This window comes from Kitasatospora sp. NPDC058170 (assembly GCF_042883905.1).
Classification (GTDB): Bacteria; Actinomycetota; Actinomycetes; order Streptomycetales; family Streptomycetaceae; genus Kitasatospora.
Genome location: NZ_JBHVUV010000001.1, coordinates 67,577 through 84,003, shown reverse-complemented (window position 1 = coordinate 84,003; position 16,427 = coordinate 67,577). Strand labels below are relative to the sequence as shown.

Below are 16,427 nucleotides of genomic sequence, written 5' to 3'. Positions count from 1 at the left end.
GCCGGTGGGGCAAACCGGACCGTACGGGCCGGGGGGCGGGCAGTCGCCCACCCCCCGGACCGCGGGCACTACTCGGCTGCCGAATCACCCTCGGCGGCCGCGGCCTTCTTGGCCGCCGCGCTGGTCCGCTTGGTCGCGGTCTTGCGGGCGGTGGTCTTCTTCGCCGCCGCCGTCGCCGTGGTCTTCTTGGCGACGGTCTTCTTGGCGGCGGTCTTGCGCGCGGCCCGCTTCTTCGGAGCGGGCGCCTCCTCGGCGGCCTCCTCCGCGGCGGCCTCGGGGGCCTCCTCGACGGGGGCCCCGGCGACGGCCTCGGTCTCCTCGACCGGAGCCTGCACGACCGGCGCGGCCTCTGCGGGCACCTCTGCGGGCGTCTCGGCAGCGGTCTCGGCCGGGGCCTCCTCCGGCGCCTCGGCGGCCGCGAAGGCCGCCTGCAGCGCCGCGTCGGCACGGGCCTGCAGCACCACGATCTCGGCCTCGGCGGGCGCACCGGCCGGAGCCGTCGCCTTGCGCACCGCACGGCGGCGGGTACGGCCGGCGGGCGCCGCGGGGGCGGCCGGGATCTCGACCAGGCTCGGCTGGGCCTGCTCGACGGGAGCCGGCTGCTCGTCGGCGACCGGCTCGGCCACGACCTCGGCCGGGGCCTCCTCCAGCGGCACCTCGATCGCGAGCTGGCCCTCGATCTCCTCGCGCTCGAACTCCTCCAGCGCCTCCACGTCGGCCTCGACGGCGGTCTGCGGCTCCTCCTGGGCCGCACCGCCCTTGCCCCGGCGGCGGCGCTTGCCGCCACCCGAGCCCGCCTCGGCGGCCGCGACGGCCTGGCCGCCACCGGAGTGGACGTGGGTGCTCGGCTGCTCCATGTGCACGATCACGCCGCGCCCGTTGCAGTGCACGCACGACTCCGAGAACGACTCCAGCAGGCCCTGGCCGACCCGCTTGCGGGTCATCTGGACCAGGCCCAGCGAGGTGACCTCGGCCACCTGGTGCTTGGTCCGGTCCCGGCCCAGGCACTCCAGCAGACGGCGCAGCACCAGGTCCCGGTTGGACTCCAGCACCATGTCGATGAAGTCGATCACGATGATGCCGCCGAGGTCGCGCAGCCGCAGCTGGCGCACGATCTCCTCGGCCGCCTCGATGTTGTTCCGGGTGACGGTCTCCTCGAGGTTGCCGCCCTGGCCGACGAACTTGCCGGTGTTGACGTCGATGACGACCATCGCCTCGGTGCGGTCGATCACCAGCGAACCACCGCTCGGCAGCCAGACCTTGCGGTCCAGCGCCTTCATCAGCTGCTCGTCGATCCGGTAGGTGGCGAACACGTCCACCTCGGAGGTCCACCGCGTCAGGCGCTCGGCCAGGTCGGGGGCGACGTTGGAGACGTAGTCGTGGATGGTGTTCCACGCCTCGTTGCCGGAGACGATGACCTTGGTGAAGTCCTCGTTGAAGATGTCGCGGACGACCCGGACGGTCATGTCCGGCTCGCCGTACAGCAGCGCGGGGGCGTTGCCGGTCGCGGCCTTCTTCTGGATCTCCTCCCACTGCTGCTGGAGGCGCTGGACGTCCCGGGTCAGCTCCTCCTCGGAGGCGCCCTCGGCGGCGGTGCGCACGATGACGCCCGCGTCGTCCGGGACGATCTTCTTGAGGATCTGCTTCAGACGGGCGCGCTCGTTCTCCGGCAGCTTGCGGGAGATGCCGGTCATCGAGCCCTCGGGCACGTACACCAGGTAGCGGCCGGGCAGCGAGATCTGGCTGGTCAGGCGGGCGCCCTTGTGGCCGATCGGGTCCTTGGAGACCTGCACCAGCACGGACTGGCCGGACTTCAGCACCGACTCGATCCGGCGCGGGCCGCCGTGGCCGCCCAGCGAGCCGAAGTTGACCTCACCGGCGTACAGCACCGCGTTGCGGCCCTTGCCGATGTCGACGAAGGCGGCCTCCATCGACGGCAGCACGTTCTGGACCTTGCCCAGGTAGACGTTGCCGACGTACGAGGTGGCCTGCTCCTTGTTGACGTAGTGCTCGACCAGCACGCCGTCCTCGAGGACGCCGATCTGGGTGCGCTGGCCGTTCTGGCGCACCACCATGACGCGCTCGACCGACTCCCGGCGGGCCAGGAACTCGGCCTCGGTGATGATCGGCACCCGGCGGCGGCCCAGCTCGCGGCCCTCGCGGCGGCGCTGCTTCTTGGCCTCCAGACGGGTGGAGCCCTTGATGGACTGCACCTCGTCGGGGTCGAAGGACGGCTCGGTGGAACGGCGGCGCGGCTCGCGCACCTTCACCACCGTGCGGACGCCGTCCTCGGTGGTCTCGGCGGCCTCGGTGGCGCCGGCCTCACCGCTGCGGCGGCGACGGCGGCGACGGCGACGGGAGGAGGCCAGGCCCGAGGCCAGGTCGTCGTCCTCGTCACCCTCCTCGTCCTCGTCGACGACGGCGGCGGCCGGCTGCTCGACGGGCTGCTCGGTCTCGGCGGCCTCGGCCTCGAAGTCCTCGGCCTCGCCGCGACGGCGACGACGGCCGCCCCGGCGGCGACGGCGCGACGGACGGCCGTCCTCCCACTCGTCCTCGACCTCGGGGCCGGGACCGGCGACGGGGGCCTCGACCTCGACGACGGGCTCCTCGACCGGAGCCGGCGGGGCCTCGACCACCACGGGCTTCTGGCGGCGGGCCGGAGCCTGGACCCGCACCTGGGTGCGGGTGCGGCGGCGGCGGCCGACGCCGCTGTACTCGTACTCGTCCTCCTCGGTCCCGCCGGCGGCCACGGCCGGAGCCTGCACCGGGGCCTTCGCCGCGGACCTCGCGGAGGACTTCCCCGAAGCCTTCACCGGCGCCTGCGCCGGGGCCTGCGGCTCCACGGCCGCCGGAGCGGCCGGCGGCTGCGCGGCGACGAAGGGGGCGGGCTCCTGGAAGACCGGAGCCTGGAAGATCGCGGTGGACGGGCGGACCGCGCGGCGACGGGCCCGGGGGGCCGTCGGCTCGGCGACGGCCGGTGCCTCGACGGCGACCGGGGCGGGGGCGGCGGGCGCGGCCTCCACGACGGGAGCCTCCTCGACCTGCGGCTCCTCCTCGACCGGCTCCTCCTCGGCGGCGGGCTCCTCGACCGGGGCCTCGACCACCGGCGCGGCCTCCACCACACGGCGGCGGCGCGGGCGGCGGGCCGGCGCGGCCGGGGCCTCCTCGGCGGCGGGCGCGGCCTCGACGGGGGCCTCGACGACGACGGCGGGCGCCTCGACGGGCGCCTCGGCCACGGTCTCGGCGGGCGCCCCGGCGGGGGCCTCGGCACGCTTGCGGGTCCGACGGGCCCGGACGGGCTTCTCCGCCACCGGCTCGGCGGCGGCCGGCACCTCGACGGGCGCCTCGGCGGCCTGCGGCTCGCTGACGACGGCCGGGGCGGCCTCGGGCGCCCCGGCGGGGGCCTCGGCACGCTTGCGGGTCCGACGGGCCCGGACGGGCTTCTCCGCCACCGGCTCGGCGGCGGCCGGCGCCTCGACGGGCGCCTCGGCGGCCGCGGCCTCGGCCGGGACGACCGTCTCGGCGCCCTCGGCGGCAGCGCCCTGCGGGGTGCCCGCCGGGCGGGACACCGCACGGCGACGGCGGCGCGGCGGCGCGGCGGACGCGCCCTCGCCACCGGTCACGGTGGATTCGTTCTGGTCCGCAGTCTGCGGATCGGTGTTATCGAGCATGCGGGTGGATCTCCCGTCAGGCCCCCGGGCTCCGTATCCAGGCACGGCTGGGCACCGGCGGCCGGCCGGCATCGCGGACGATGCTCGGGCCGGACCCTTTCACGGTGCCGCCGTGCGGACGCGAGGCCGCACAGGGGCTCGTAGTCTCGCTCGGCGCCCCGCACGCGGCGGGGTGTCGAAAGTCTTCTGGTCTGACCAGTCTTCTGAGGTTTTCCCAAGCTGTGCCGTCCCCCAACCCCGGGTGGCTCCCGGACGGGGTCCTCGGGCCCACCGACCATCCGGGTCGGCGGGCCGCAAGAGGCCGGCCTGTGCTTCGACGACGCTCGCTCCCCTGGGGAGCCGCGGGGGCCTGGAGGACCATCGGGCCCAGTGAGGTACTGGGAACCCGGCCTCCGCCCGCTAGGCGGACGCGGTTGCGCGCGGCTCGCCGGCCGCCACTGGGCCGGCCGGGGCCGCGGCGCGGTCGAGCGCCAGCGGGTCGGTCACCGTGCCGGTCTCCTCGTCGAGCGGCCCCTGCGCCAGCCTGGTCACCTCTGCGGGGACCGGCGGCGCCAGGTCGGCCGTCACACGGAGACCGGACAATACGTCGTCGGGTCGTACGGCGGGTGTGGCGTGTCGTACTACCAGGCGCAGTATCGCACAGGCACCGCCCGTCCGAACATCGCGGGGCCCCCCGCCGTCCGTGTCCGTACCGCCGTCGACCTGCGGCGGGAGGATTTCGAGCGCCGCGACCGCGCCGCGCGCGTCGAAGACCCGCACACCGTTCTTGGTACGGCGTTCGACCTCGACCCGCTCCTCGGCGAGGAACAGGGCGGCCGCGCGGGCCGCCTCCTCCGACGTGACACCGTCCAGCCGGACCTGCCACTCGGAGGCCTCCAGGCGCTCCACGAAGTTCGACGTCCGGACCTCGACCGCGTCGATGACGTCCAGACCGTTCGGCAGTGACTCGTCCAGCTGCGCGCGCAGCGCCTCCGGGTCACGGACGGCCGCGAGACCGATCTCCAGGTACTCCGCCTCGCTGGCCACCCCGGTCGGGGCGGCGTTGGCGTAGGACACCTTCGGGTGCGGAGTGAAGCCTGCCGAATAGGCCATCGGTACGGCCGACCGGCGCAGCGCGCGCTCGAAGGCGCGCTGGAAGTCGCGGTGGCTGGTGAAGCGGAGCCGGCCGCGCTTGGTATAGCGGAGACGGATCCGCTGCACCGTCGGTGCGGGCGGCGGACCGTCGGGCGTACGGCGTGCCAGGTCGCTCAGTCCTTAGTCAGTTGTCCGCGTCCGTCATGGCGCTTTTCCGCCACTGTCCGGACTCTGTCATCTCAAAGGGTACGCGCCCGCGAACCCCCCGCACTCCGCCCCTGCCCGGCCGGCCACCCACGACGCCCCGCCCTCCACACACTCCCGACACACGGAGGAGCCCTCCCCGGCACCCCGGGAAGGGCTCCTCCGCTGTGATCGGGGAGCTTGGGCCCGGCTGCCGGTTTCGAAGTCCCGATTCACTCTTCCTTCACCCGCGAACAGGCTGAGGAGACCCTGGACAAGCTGATCGCCGAAATGGGAGGTCGACCCCGAGAACACGGAGGACCGGTGGGTGAACGCGGCCACCGCGGTTGCCCTACGTCCTCCTTGTTAGCATTCGGGGCCAAATGATCTCGGAGCCGGGCGACAGACCGGATCCGGAGCCAACGGGGGGAAACGTGGCGGATCCTGATGCGGCCTTGGAGTTCAAGGTCAATCCCACCGAGCTGGACGGCTGCGGACAGAGCGCGCAGCACATCGGGGGCCTGATACCGGGCGAGACAGCGAAGCTCACCGAGCCGTGCAGTCAGGCCGCCAGTTCCCTGCGGGGCTGGCTCACAGCCGCCGCGGTGCGCGACTGCGGCGCGAACTGGAAGACGCTGCTGGACAGGCTCGGCGGCGACATGAGCGATGTCGGCTCCAAGCTCGCCACCTCGGCCGGGTACTACCGGCAGGTCGACAAGGACATCCACGGGCACCTCAAGAGCCAGGGAGGCGGGGCGTCGGCTCCGGGCGAACCCGACCCCTTCGGCACCGTGCTGGCCCCGACCGATGGGAAGGCCCAGTAGCCGATGGACATCAAGACGCTCTACGACGCCAACATCAACAACATCACCACCGCGAAGAACGCCTTCGACAGACTCTCCTCAGCTTTCGTCCAGCACATCGAGTCCTGGCAGCACGACGTCGTCGACCGGCTCAGCCACTCGCAGTGGACCGGCACCGCGTCCGACCACGCCCATGCCCGGATCCAGTTCCTGGGAACCGAACTCCACTCCGCAAAGCAGGAACTGGGCTTCGTCAGCAAGGCGCTTGCAAAGGCCGCCGAGCAGTTCGCGCTGGCCCAGGCCCACTTGGTCTACGCCCTCGACGACGCCAAGACCGCGAAGCTCAACGTGGCCCCGGACGGCACCATCACCTGGGACAAGGAACCCACGTCCCCGAACTACCCGGGCGCGGGCGCCGAGACGACGGCCATCGCCATCAGCAACCGCATCACCGCCGCGCTGAACGAAGCCGACCACGCGGACCAGGAGATCAGCGCGCGGCTGAACCACTTCGCGGCCAACGCCGGCAACGGCATGGGCCTGGACGCCGCCATGGTGGCGAAGGACCAGGCCGCCGAGACCGCCCGCGAGCAGATACCCGCCAAGGGCACCGACCCGGCCAGCGTCAAGAAGTGGTGGGACGGCCTCACCGGGACAGAGCAGCAGAAGTTCCTCCACGACAACCCCGACCAGCTCGGCAACCTCGACGGAGTCCCCGCGGCCGTCCGCGACCAGGCGAATCGCCTGAACCTGACCCGGACCCAGGCGGACCTCCAGAAGCAGCTCAGCGACCTCGAGAAGTCCGAGCCCCTCTCGGTGACGGGAACCCCGTACGGGGCCACCGAGAGTCCGGACCACATCGTCTGGAAGGCCCAGCGTGACGCCTTGCAGGACAAGCTGAAGGGTCTCAAGGCGCTCCAGGACCGCCTGGACCTGCCCGTCACCGAAAAGGACCCGAGGCCGTTCCTGCTCGGGCTCGACGCAGCGGCGCCGGGAGGCCGCGCGATCCTCGCGCTGAACGACCCGGACACCGCGGACCACGTGGCCACCTTCGTCCCGGGCACCGAGTCCAGACTCGGCGGGGTGGGCGGCACCATGGACAAGGCGAAGGAGATGTACCGCAGCACGATGCTGGCGAGCCCCGGCGGCAAGGTCTCCACGATCGCCTACGTGAACTACACGGCACCGCAGTCGGCCAGGCCCGGCTTCCCGCAGGTGGTCCCGGACGCGGCCTACGAGGGATACGCCAAGGACGCGGAGCAGAACCTCTACGACTTCCAGACCGGCCTGCGAGCCACCCACCAGGGGTCGCCGTCCCACAACACGATCATCGGCCACAGCTACGGCACAACGGTTGTCGGCTACGCCATGCGTGACAAGGGACTGCCCGTGGACAGCGTGGTCTTCGCCGGAAGCCCCGGCGTCGGCGTCGACAAGGCGTCCGACCTCAACACCGACCTGGCGAAGGGGACGAAGATGGACCCGTCCAAGGTGTACGCGGTGCTCGGCGGCGGCGACTCGATCACGGACTGGACGCCTGACCCGTTCTCCCCGGGCAACTACAACCCCTTCGGTGACGACTACCACCTGCGCTTCGGGCGCGACCCGATGAACCCGGCCTTCGGTGCGCAGCACCTGCCGTCCCAGGACTCCGACCACGACCACTACTGGAACGCGAAGACGCCGTCCTGGATGGCGTTCGGTCAGGTCATCGCCGGAAAGCCGGTCTCATGAGTCGATCCTCGCAACCCGTGCCACACGGGCGGACCGCCGGTGGCGGGCGGACCGCGCGCGCCGCCCTGCTGTGCCTGCTGCCCACGGTTCTCCTCGCCCTCTCCGCCTGCGGGAGCGACACCCCGTCGATGAACCTCGGCCAGGCCGAGGGGAAGGTCAAGGCGTACGCCTCCGGCGCGCTCGCCGTGCTCCCCGACAAGGACACCGTGAAGGTCGCCGAGCCGCTGGTGGACAAGGACGAGTGCGAGGTCGGGCCGGCCGGCTCTCCCTCGACGTACATGCCGTACATCACGTACGACCTGCGCGGGATCCCCGGGCCGAAGGTGCACGGCGTCTTCGAGGCGGTACAGCAGCGGCTGAAGCAGGACGGCTTCTCCGTCAAGCACAGCGACGACCGGCGACTGGACCTCTCCAACGATGCGAACAGGTTCACCGCCTCGGTCGTGGTGGGCCAGCCCGACACGGCGCCCGACACCCTGTACCTGACCGTCATCGCCCCCTGCGTCGAACGCGGCGCCGGCCCGGGGGCTTCGGCGAGCAGCTGACCACGCTCGGTGAGAGTGCGAAGGTCACCGTGCTCCCGGTCGGCAGCCTCGAGCAGCGCGGCGCCCCTCTGCCGCTGGCCACCGGCACCGTCGTGGCCGTTCTCATCGCGCAGCGCATCCCCGCCGACGGCGCCACAACGCGGCGGCGCCCTTCCCGAAGGTCGGGACGGGCGCCGGTCCTGTGATCAGGATCTCAGACCCGCTCGATGCGGCTCACGATGTCCACGGCACTGCGGGAGTCAGGCAGAAGCATCCGCTGACGCACCAGCCGGACCTCCTCCGCCCTACCCGTCGAAAAGCTCCGACAGGGCGGATTCGAGCCAACTCCTCGAGGGTCTCACCCGTGCGTATGTCCGGCGTTCTCCCTGGTGGGAGCGTTGACCACGGCCAGTGGCAGCAGCTTCACACCGGTCGGGCCGATCTGGATCTCGGTCTGCATCTGAGGACACACGCCGCAGTCGAAGCACGGGGTCCAGCGGCAGTCGTCGACCTCGACCTCCTCCAGGGCGTCCTGCCAGTCCTCCCAGAGCCAGTCCTTGTCGAGGCCGCTGTCCAGGTGGTCCCAGGGCAGCACCTCCTCGTAGGTGCGCTCGCGGGTGGTGTACCAGTCCACGTCGACGCCGGTGCCAGCCAGGCCCTTCTCGGCGGAGGCCATCCAGCGGTCGTAGGAGAAGTGCTCGCGCCAGCCGTCGAAGCGGCCGCCGTCGTCGTAGACCGCGCGGATGACGGCGCCGATCCGGCGGTCGCCGCGCGAGAGCAGGCCCTCGACGATGCCCGGCTTGCCGTCGTGGTAGCGGTAGCCGATGTTCTTGCCGTACTTGCGGTCGCCGCGGATGGAGTCCCGCAGCTTGGCGAGGCGGGCGTCGGTGGCCTCGGCGGACAGCTGCGGGGCCCACTGGAACGGGGTGTGCGGCTTGGGCACGAACCCGCCGATGGAGACGGTGCAGCGGATGTCGTTCTGACCGGTGACCTCGCGGCCCTTCTGGATGACGTTCTTCGCCATCTCGCCGATCTGCAGCACGTCGTCGTCGGTCTCGGTGGGCAGACCGCACATGAAGTACAGCTTCACCTGGCGCCAGCCGTTGCCGTACGCGGTGGCGACGGTGCGGATCAGGTCCTCCTCCGACACCATCTTGTTGATCACCTTGCGCATACGCTCGCTGCCGCCCTCGGGGGCGAAGGTGAGCCCCGAGCGGCGGCCGTTGCGCGAGAGCTCGTTGGCGAGGTCGATGTTGAAGGCGTCGACCCGGGTGGAGGGCAGCGACAGGCCGATCTTGTCCGCGGCGTAGCGGTCGGCCAGTCCCTTGGCCACGTCGGCGATCTCGGTGTGGTCGGCGCTGGACAGCGACAGCAGGCCGACCTCCTCGAAGCCGGTCGCCTTCAGCCCGCGCTCGACCATCTCGCCGATGCCGGTGATGCTTCGCTCCCGCACGGGGCGCGTGATCATGCCGGCCTGGCAGAAGCGGCAGCCGCGGGTGCAGCCGCGGAAGATCTCGACGGACATCCGCTCGTGGACGGTCTCCGCGAGCGGGACGAGCGGCTGCTTCGGGTAGGGCCACTCGTCGAGGTCCATGACGGTGTGCTTGGAGACCCGCCACGGCACGCCGGGGGCGTTCGGCACGACGCGGGCGATCCGGCCGTCGGCCAGGTACTCCACGTCGTAGAACCGCGGCACGTAGACGCCGCCGGTGCGCGCCAGGCGCAGCAGCAGCTCCTCGCGCCCGCCCGGGCGGCCCTCGGCCTTCCAGGCGCGGATGATCTCCGTGATGTCCAGCACGGCCTGCTCGCCGTCGCCGACCACCGCGCAGTCCACGAAGTCCGCGATCGGCTCGGGGTTGAACGCGGCGTGGCCGCCGGCCAGCACGATCGGATCGTCGTCGGTCCGGTCGCGGGCCTCCAGCGGGATGCCCGCCAGGTCGAGCGCGGCCAGCATGTTGGTGTAGCCGAGCTCGGTGGAGAAGGAGAGCCCGAACACGTCGAAGGCCTTGACCGGGCGGTGGGCGTCCACGGTGAACTGCGGGACGCCCTGCTCGCGCATCAGCGCCTCGAGGTCCGGCCAGACGCTGTAGGTCCGCTCCGCCAGCACGCCCTCGCGCTCGTTGAGCACCTCGTAGAGGATCATGACGCCCTGGTTGGGCAGGCCCACCTCGTAGGCGTCGGGGTACATCAGCGCCCAGCGGACGTCGCAGGCGTCCCAGTCCTTGACGGTCGAGTTGAGCTCGCCGCCGACGTACTGGATCGGCTTCTGGACGTGCGGGAGGAGGGCCTCCAGGCGTGGGAAGACCGATTCGACAGTCATGTACTAGGAACCCTTACGACGATGAGAGGTGTCGCGCGCATCGAATCCCGTATCGGGACGGTCGGCGACGGCTGGGAGGGGTGACCCTCAAGGGTAGCCGAATCCCGGAGGCGTCCGATCGGGCCGACGGTGCGGACCGGCGCCCGCGCGACCGGTCGGCCACCCACCGTGCCCGGTGCCCGGCGACCGCGCGCACCCCGACACGTGGACACCGCCCCACCATCCTTCGAACAACGGTCATTGACACGCTCGGACGGCCCGTGCGCTACTGGCAAGGCTCCGCCGGGAGGTCCTGCACACCATCGGGGCAAGGAAGTTGGCCATGCACGCGGCAACCCGCGCCGGCCGCCCCGGCCGAGGCCGGCGGCCCGGGTGCGGGCCGGAGGGACGCGTCCGGGCCGGAGGGGACGCGGGGACCGCCACCGGCAACCCGCCCGGGACCGGACGCCCCCGGGTCCGCCCGCCCGAGACCGAGGCAAGGAGAGTCATGACCGACACCGGTCGACGGCTGAGCCACGCCGCTCTGCCGCCGCGCCCGGACCGGTATCCCACGGTGGCCCAGGCGGTGGCCGCCGCCCGCGGCCTGGCCCAGCTCCACCCCGGCCGCTGCCGGGTGCGCGAGGTGGGCCGCTCCCGCGCCGGGCGCCCGCTGGTGCTGGTCTCGGTGGGCGACGGGCCGGGCGGCGTGCTGGTGGTCGGCGGGCCCCACCCCAACGAGCCGGTCGGACCGGCGAGCGCCCTGCGGATCACGGGCGAGCTGCTGCGCCGCCCGGTGCCGCCGGGCGGCGCGGGTGTGCCCTGGCACATCCTGCTCTGCCTGGACCCGGACGGCGCGGCGCTCAACGAGGGCTGGCTGGACGGGCCGCTCACCCTGCGCCGGCACTACGAGCACTTCTACCGGCCCGCCTACGAGGAGCAGCCGGAGTTCCTGCCGTCGGCCGGCTCCGGCCGCGCGCCGATGCCCGAGAGCGTGGTGCTGACCGGCCTGATCGACGAGCTCCGCCCGTTCCTGCAGTGCTCGCTGCACGGCGTGGACTTCGGCGGCGCGTTCGTCCAGCTGACCCGGCCGGTCCCCGGGCTGGCCGAGCGGTTCGCCCGGTCGGTGGCGCGCGCGGGCATCCCGCTGGACGTCGACGCGTACGACGCGGCGGGCTGGGACAGCCCGGCCCCCGGCACCTACGTGCTGCCGGAGCCCGGCCGTGACGGCCTCCCGCAGGCCCTGCCGGACGATCCGGCGCTGTCCACCTGGTCGTACGCGGGGCGGTACGGCGGGGTGACGGCCGTCCTGGAGGTCCCGATGTGGGCGGTGGAGGCGGTCGGCGACACCCGGCCGCACCCGGAGGTCGCCCGCACGGTGGGCACCGCCGCCCGGTCGCTGCGGGACCGCGCTCAGGAGCTGACCACCCTGCTCGGCCACGTCCCGGCGCACGCCAGGGCGGCGTACGGCCCGCTGGTGCGCACCGCCGAGTTCAACCTGGGGGTCTGCCCGCAGCTCGCGGACGAGTGGCTGGCCCGGTGGTGCCCCCGGCCGCTCTCGGCCTCCCGGGTCGCCGCGGTGGGGATCGCCGCCGAGCGGATCCCGCTGCGGGTGGCGTCGATGCTGCTGCGCCTGCTGGCCGACACCGACGGCCCGGCCGTGGCCGCCGCCCGGCGGCGGGCCGAGCGGATCGTCGCCGAGAGCTCCGACCGGCTGCGCCACCGCTTCGGCGCCCGCTGGGTCCCGGTCGACACCCAGATCACCCACCAGACCCGCGCGGTGTTCGCCGCCGCCGAGTGCCTCGCCCCGGGCCGCCGGCCCTGAGCCGTCTCACGGCGAGGCCCGCACCGACCCGACCCGGCTCGCACCGACCCGTTCCCGCCGACCCGGCTCGCACCGACCCGTTCCCGCCGACCCGCCCGCACCGACCCGCTCACAACAGCCCGGGGCCGACCCGGAGGATCCGGACCGGCCCCGGGAAGCGGGCTCGTCAGGCCGCTATCGGCCGCTGGCTCTGCACCGCCTGCAGCAGCCCGATCGCCAGCCAGACCGCGAACATCGACGACCCGCCGTACGACACGAACGGCAGCGGGATGCCCGCGACCGGCATGATGCCCAGGCACATCCCTATGTTCTCGAACGCCTGGAAGGAGAACCAGGCGATCACCCCGGCCGCCACGATGGTGCCGTACAGGTCGGTCGCGTGCCGGGCGATCCGGCAGGCCCGCCAGAGCACCACCCCGACCAGCAGGATGATCGCCAGCGCCCCGAGGAAGCCCAGCTCCTCACCGGCCACGGTGAACACGAAGTCGGTCTGCTGCTCCGGCACGAACTGGCCGGTGGTCTGCGTCCCGTGGAACAGCCCCTTGCCGGTCAGCCCGCCCGAGCCGATCGCGATCCGGGCCTGCGCCGTGTTGTAGCCGACGCCGGACGGGTCCAGCGCCGGGTTGGCGAAGGCCGCGAAGCGGTCGATCTGGTACTTGCTCAGCACCCCGAGCTTCCAGACCGCCACACAGCCGGCCGTGCCGGTCAGCAGCAGGCAGAGCACCCAGCGGTTGGCCGCGCCCGAACCGAGCAGGATGCCCAGCACGATCGCGGCCATCACCATCACCGAGCCGGCGTCCGGCATCAGCATGACGACCGCCATCGGCAGCGTCGCCCAGACCAGCCCGCGGAACACCGCCCGGTGCGAGGGGAACTCCCGCTCCCCCGCGTCCACCTGGTCGGAGAGCACCACGGCCATCGCCAGCACGATCGCCAGCTTGGCGAACTCGGCCGGCTGGATCGAGAAGCCGCCGCCGAGCTGGATCCAGGAGTGCTGGCCGTTGATGGTCGAGCCGAGCGGGCTCAGCGTGGCGGCCAGCAGCAGGATCACGCCGATGTACAGGAACGGCACCAGGGTCCGGAAGCGCCGACTCCCTATCGCTATCACCACCGCGCACAGCACCAGCCCGATCAGCACGTTGGTCAGGTGCCGGAACAGGAAGTACTGCGGGTCCCCGTGGGTGAGCGAGTCCCGCCCGCGGGTGGCCGACCAGACCAGCAGCGAGCTGCCGAGCGACAGGATCAGCGCGGCCAGCAGCAGTATCCAGTCCAGCCGCCAGAGCGGCGAGTCCTTGGCGAGGGCCTTGGACGCCCCGCCGCGCTGGGGGGCGAGCCGCAGCTGGCGGTACGAGCCGTACGAGGTCATACCCGGCTCCTTCCGGTGCCCCGGTTGGGTTCGAGCGCGGCGGCCGCCGCGGTGAGGGGGGTCGACGGACCGGTGGGCTGCACCGGGTCCAGGAAGACCCGCGGCGCGGCGCCGGTCACACCCGGGTCGCCGGCCTCGGTGAAGGCGGCCGGCTTGAGGATCGCGGTGCCGTCCGGGTTGAACTTCGGCAGCTCCGCCTGCGGCTTGACCAGCAGGGCCTTGCCGTTGTCCACGTTGCCCTTGTCGTCCACGCCGTACAGCGCCTGGTAGATCCGGCGGACCGCGTCGCCGGAGCCGCCGGAGCCGGTGCCACCCTGGCTTATCGTCATCACGACCGCGTAGTCGCGACTGTAGGTGGTCAGCCACGAGGTGGTCTGCTTGCCCTCGACCTCGGCGGTGCCGGTCTTGGCGTGCAGCTCGATCTTGCCCTGCGGCCAGCCGGCGCCGGTGAACTTCCACGCGGCGGTGCCGCCGGTGACGACGCCCGCGGTGGCCTGGTCGATGTAGCTCAGCAGCTTCTGGTCGCCGGGGAACTTCGCGTCCTCGTGCGGGGCGATCTCGCGGACGAGCTCCCCGCTCGGGCTTATCACCGCCTTGGCGACGGTCGGCCGGTAGAACGTGCCGCCGTTGGACAGCGCCGAGTAGATCCGGGCCATCTGGATCGGGGTGACGAGGGTGTCGCCCTGGCCGATCGCGAAGTTGACCGAGTCACCGGCCCGCATCTGGTAGCCGTCGACGCAGTTCTCCCGGGCGATCTGGTCGGAGAAGGTGGTGCCGCCCTTCTCCGCCTGCTTGCACCAGGCGTCCTTGTTGTTGTCGTAGAAGGACTGCTTCCACTGCCGGTCCGGCACCCGGCCGGTGACCTCGCTCGGCAGGTCGATGCCGGTCTTGGCACCGAGGCCGAACTGGTGGGCGGTCTTGTAGAACCAGTCCGCCGTCTCCTTCTTCGGCTTGATGCCGCCGTCCTTCATCCACTGGTCGTACGCCAGCCCGTAGAAGACGGTGTCGCAGGAGACCTCCAGGGCCTTCTCCAGCGAGATCGAACCGAAGTTCTCGCTCTCGAAGTTCTTGAACTCCCGGCCGCCGATGGTCAGGCTCTTCGGGCACGGGTAGGTCCCGTCCAGCGAGTAGCCGGCCTGCACGGCGGCGGTGGTGGAGATGACCTTGAAGGTCGAACCGGGGGCGGACTGACCCTGTATGGCCCGGTTCAGCAGCGGGAAGTTGGACTCCTTGCTGGTCAGCGACTGGTAGTCCTTGCCCGAGATCCCGCCCTGCCACAGGTTGGGGTCGTACGTCGGGGCGCTGGCCATCGCCACGATCCGCCCGGTGTGCACGTCCATCACGACGGCGGCGCCGGAGTCGGCCTCGTAGTTGCGGTTGGTCACCTTGTCGAAGGTCTTCCGGGCGTCGGCCATCGCCTGCACCAGGTTGTCCTCGACGACCTTCTGCACCCGGGCGTCGATGCTGGTCACCAGGTTGTCGCCGGTCTTCGGTTCGACGATGCCGGCGTTGCCGATCACCCGGCCGAGGTTGTCCACCTCCAGCTTGGTGATCCCGGCGGTGCCGCGCAGGTCGCGGTCGTACACCGACTCCAGGCCGGCCCGGCCGATCTGGTCGGCGGGCAGGTAGCGGTCCAGTCCGGTCTTGTCGGCGGTCTTGCTGACCTCCTCGTCCGTCACCGGCGAGAGGTAGCCGAGCACCTGGGCCATGTTGGCGCCCTCGACGCCGGTGTAGTGGCGGACGGCGGTGGGCTGCGCGGTCACCCCGGGGAAGTCCTCGCGGCGTTCCATTATCTGCAGCGCCTGCTGGGTGGTCGCCTCCTTGCTGACCGGGATCGGCTGGTAGGGCGAGCCGTTCCAGCAGGGCTGCGGGGTCTTGGCGTCGCAGAGCCGGACCTTCTCCTGGACGTCCTTGGCGGGCATGCCGAGCACCTCGGCGAGCCGGCCGAGCACCGCCTTGCCGCCGTCCTTCTGCTGCAGCAGCGAGGTCCGGCTGACCGAGACCACCAGCCGGGTCTCGTTGCCGGCCAGGATGCGGCCCGAGGCGTCCAGGATCTCGCCGCGCACGGCGGGTTCGACCACCTCGCGGATGTGGTTGCCGGTCGCCTTGGCGGTGTAGACGCTGGCGTTGCGGATCTGCAGGTACCAGAGCCGTCCGCCCAGGGTGGCGAGCAGCGACAGGACCAGGATCTGCAGCACCACCAGACGGATCGTCACCCGCCGGGTACGGCCGGTCTCGGGGATGTTGCTCACGTCTCGTGCGCTCCAGAGTGCTGGGGTCCGGAATTCATGTACAGGGGGCCGGTGGCCTACGGGCGCTTGGCGAAGCCGAGCGAGCGCCGCTTCTTGTAGCCCGGCCCGGAGGAGGCCTCACGGGTGGTGCGGTAGCGGGACAGCGTGCCCAGGCCCGGACCGCCCTCGTCGTTCCCGGCGGCGGCGGCCACCGGGTCCTTCCCGAAGCGGCGCCCGACCAGCATCACCACCGGCACCACGAAGGGCGCCAGCAGCAGGTCGTACAGCACGGCGGTGAGCACCAGGCTGCCCAGGCCCACGTGGCGGGCGGCGGTGTCGCCGACCAGGGCGCCGACCATCGCGTACAGCAGGGTCGAGGCGACCGCCGCGACGGCGACCACCAGCAGCGAGCTGAGGACCGAGCGCTGCCGGCCGTGGTCGGGGCGCAGCAGCCCGGCGGCGTAGCCCATCAGGCAGAGCACCAGCGCGTAGCGGCCGATCGCGTGGTCGGACGGCGGCGCGAGGTCGGCCAGCAGTCCGGCCGCGAAACCGACCAGGCACCCGCCGGTCGGCCCGTAGACCATGGCCAGGCCGACCACCACGAGCAGCAGTATGTCGGGGGTGGCCCCCGGGAGTTGGAGCCGGCCGAAGACGCTGACCTGAAGGATCAGGCCGAGCAGGATCAGCACGGCGGAGACGGGGATGCGGGCGAGGCGCATG

The 16,427-nt window shown here is 72.3% G+C and carries 10 protein-coding genes; 4 read left to right on the top strand and 6 right to left on the bottom strand.

Translation table 11 applies throughout. The annotated features are described in order from the left end of the window. Positions 1 to 68 precede the first annotated feature (68 nt). Positions 69 to 3,671 (bottom strand): ribonuclease E/G, encoded by a 3,603-nt coding sequence (locus ACFVVX_RS00350; protein ID WP_387939711.1) that lies wholly within the window; start codon positions 3,669 to 3,671, stop codon positions 69 to 71. A gap of 399 nt (positions 3,672 to 4,070) precedes the next feature. After that, positions 4,071 to 4,871, bottom strand: a complete 801-nt coding sequence (locus ACFVVX_RS00345; protein WP_387939709.1) for a TIGR03936 family radical SAM-associated protein — start codon at positions 4,869 to 4,871, stop codon at positions 4,071 to 4,073. A gap of 491 nt (positions 4,872 to 5,362) precedes the next feature. Here ACFVVX_RS00345 and ACFVVX_RS00340 point away from each other — a divergent pair, with 491 nt between their 5' ends. Genes ACFVVX_RS00340 through ACFVVX_RS00330 form a run of 3 tightly spaced genes read left to right on the top strand, consistent with a single transcriptional unit; the run spans position 5,363 to position 8,010 of the window. Next, a complete protein-coding gene (locus ACFVVX_RS00340) occupies positions 5,363 to 5,752 on the top strand; it encodes a hypothetical protein (RefSeq protein WP_387939707.1) in 390 nt (129 codons plus the stop codon). A 3-nt stretch (positions 5,753 to 5,755) separates the two neighbouring features. Then, the gene (locus ACFVVX_RS00335; RefSeq protein WP_387939705.1) at positions 5,756 to 7,465 is read left to right on the top strand and encodes an alpha/beta hydrolase; all 1,710 of its coding nucleotides are present in this window, start codon (positions 5,756 to 5,758) and stop codon (positions 7,463 to 7,465) included. 17 nt (positions 7,466 to 7,482) lie between these two features. After that, on the top strand, positions 7,483 to 8,010 hold the full coding sequence (locus tag ACFVVX_RS00330) for a hypothetical protein (RefSeq protein ID WP_387939703.1): 528 nt from the start codon (positions 7,483 to 7,485) through the stop codon (positions 8,008 to 8,010). A 337-nt stretch (positions 8,011 to 8,347) separates the two neighbouring features. On the opposite strand, the gene ACFVVX_RS00325 is transcribed toward ACFVVX_RS00330, so the two are convergent. Then, positions 8,348 to 10,309: a TIGR03960 family B12-binding radical SAM protein gene (locus ACFVVX_RS00325; RefSeq protein ID WP_387939701.1), complete on the bottom strand. Its 1,962-nt coding sequence runs from the start codon at positions 10,307 to 10,309 to the stop codon at positions 8,348 to 8,350. Between the two features lie 487 nt (positions 10,310 to 10,796). On the opposite strand from ACFVVX_RS00325, the gene ACFVVX_RS00320 reads away from it, so the two are divergent. After that, positions 10,797 to 12,110 (top strand): M14 family zinc carboxypeptidase, encoded by a 1,314-nt coding sequence (locus ACFVVX_RS00320; RefSeq protein ID WP_387939699.1) that lies wholly within the window; start codon positions 10,797 to 10,799, stop codon positions 12,108 to 12,110. 166 nt (positions 12,111 to 12,276) lie between these two features. On the opposite strand, the gene rodA is transcribed toward ACFVVX_RS00320, so the two are convergent. From rodA to mreD, 3 genes are read right to left on the bottom strand one after another with little or no spacing between them, the layout of a single operon-like run. Next, positions 12,277 to 13,476, bottom strand: a complete 1,200-nt coding sequence (gene rodA, locus ACFVVX_RS00315) for a rod shape-determining protein RodA (RefSeq protein WP_387939697.1) — start codon at positions 13,474 to 13,476, stop codon at positions 12,277 to 12,279. Further along, on the bottom strand, positions 13,473 to 15,728 hold the full coding sequence (gene mrdA / locus ACFVVX_RS00310) for a penicillin-binding protein 2 (protein WP_387939695.1): 2,256 nt from the start codon (positions 15,726 to 15,728) through the stop codon (positions 13,473 to 13,475). The genes rodA and mrdA overlap by 4 nt, the downstream gene beginning before the upstream one ends. Positions 15,729 to 15,784: 56 nt before the next feature. Continuing rightward, positions 15,785 to 16,426 (bottom strand): rod shape-determining protein MreD, encoded by a 642-nt coding sequence (gene mreD / locus ACFVVX_RS00305; protein WP_387939693.1) that lies wholly within the window; start codon positions 16,424 to 16,426, stop codon positions 15,785 to 15,787. Position 16,427 lies beyond the last annotated feature (1 nt).

Bases quoted from the DNA above. Each gene is read 5' to 3' on its own strand.
- rodA (WP_387939697.1), bottom strand. From the start codon at position 13,476: ATGACCTCGTACGGCTCGTACCGCCAGCTGCGGCTCGCCCCCCAGCGC.
- mreD (WP_387939693.1), bottom strand. From the start codon at position 16,426: ATGCGCCTCGCCCGCATCCCCGTCTCCGCCGTGCTGATCCTGCTCGGC.
- ACFVVX_RS00325 (WP_387939701.1), bottom strand. From the start codon at position 10,309: ATGACTGTCGAATCGGTCTTCCCACGCCTGGAGGCCCTCCTCCCGCAC.
- ACFVVX_RS00350 (WP_387939711.1), bottom strand. From the start codon at position 3,671: ATGCTCGATAACACCGATCCGCAGACTGCGGACCAGAACGAATCCACC.
- ACFVVX_RS00335 (WP_387939705.1), top strand. From the start codon at position 5,756: ATGGACATCAAGACGCTCTACGACGCCAACATCAACAACATCACCACC.
- ACFVVX_RS00320 (WP_387939699.1), top strand. From the start codon at position 10,797: ATGACCGACACCGGTCGACGGCTGAGCCACGCCGCTCTGCCGCCGCGC.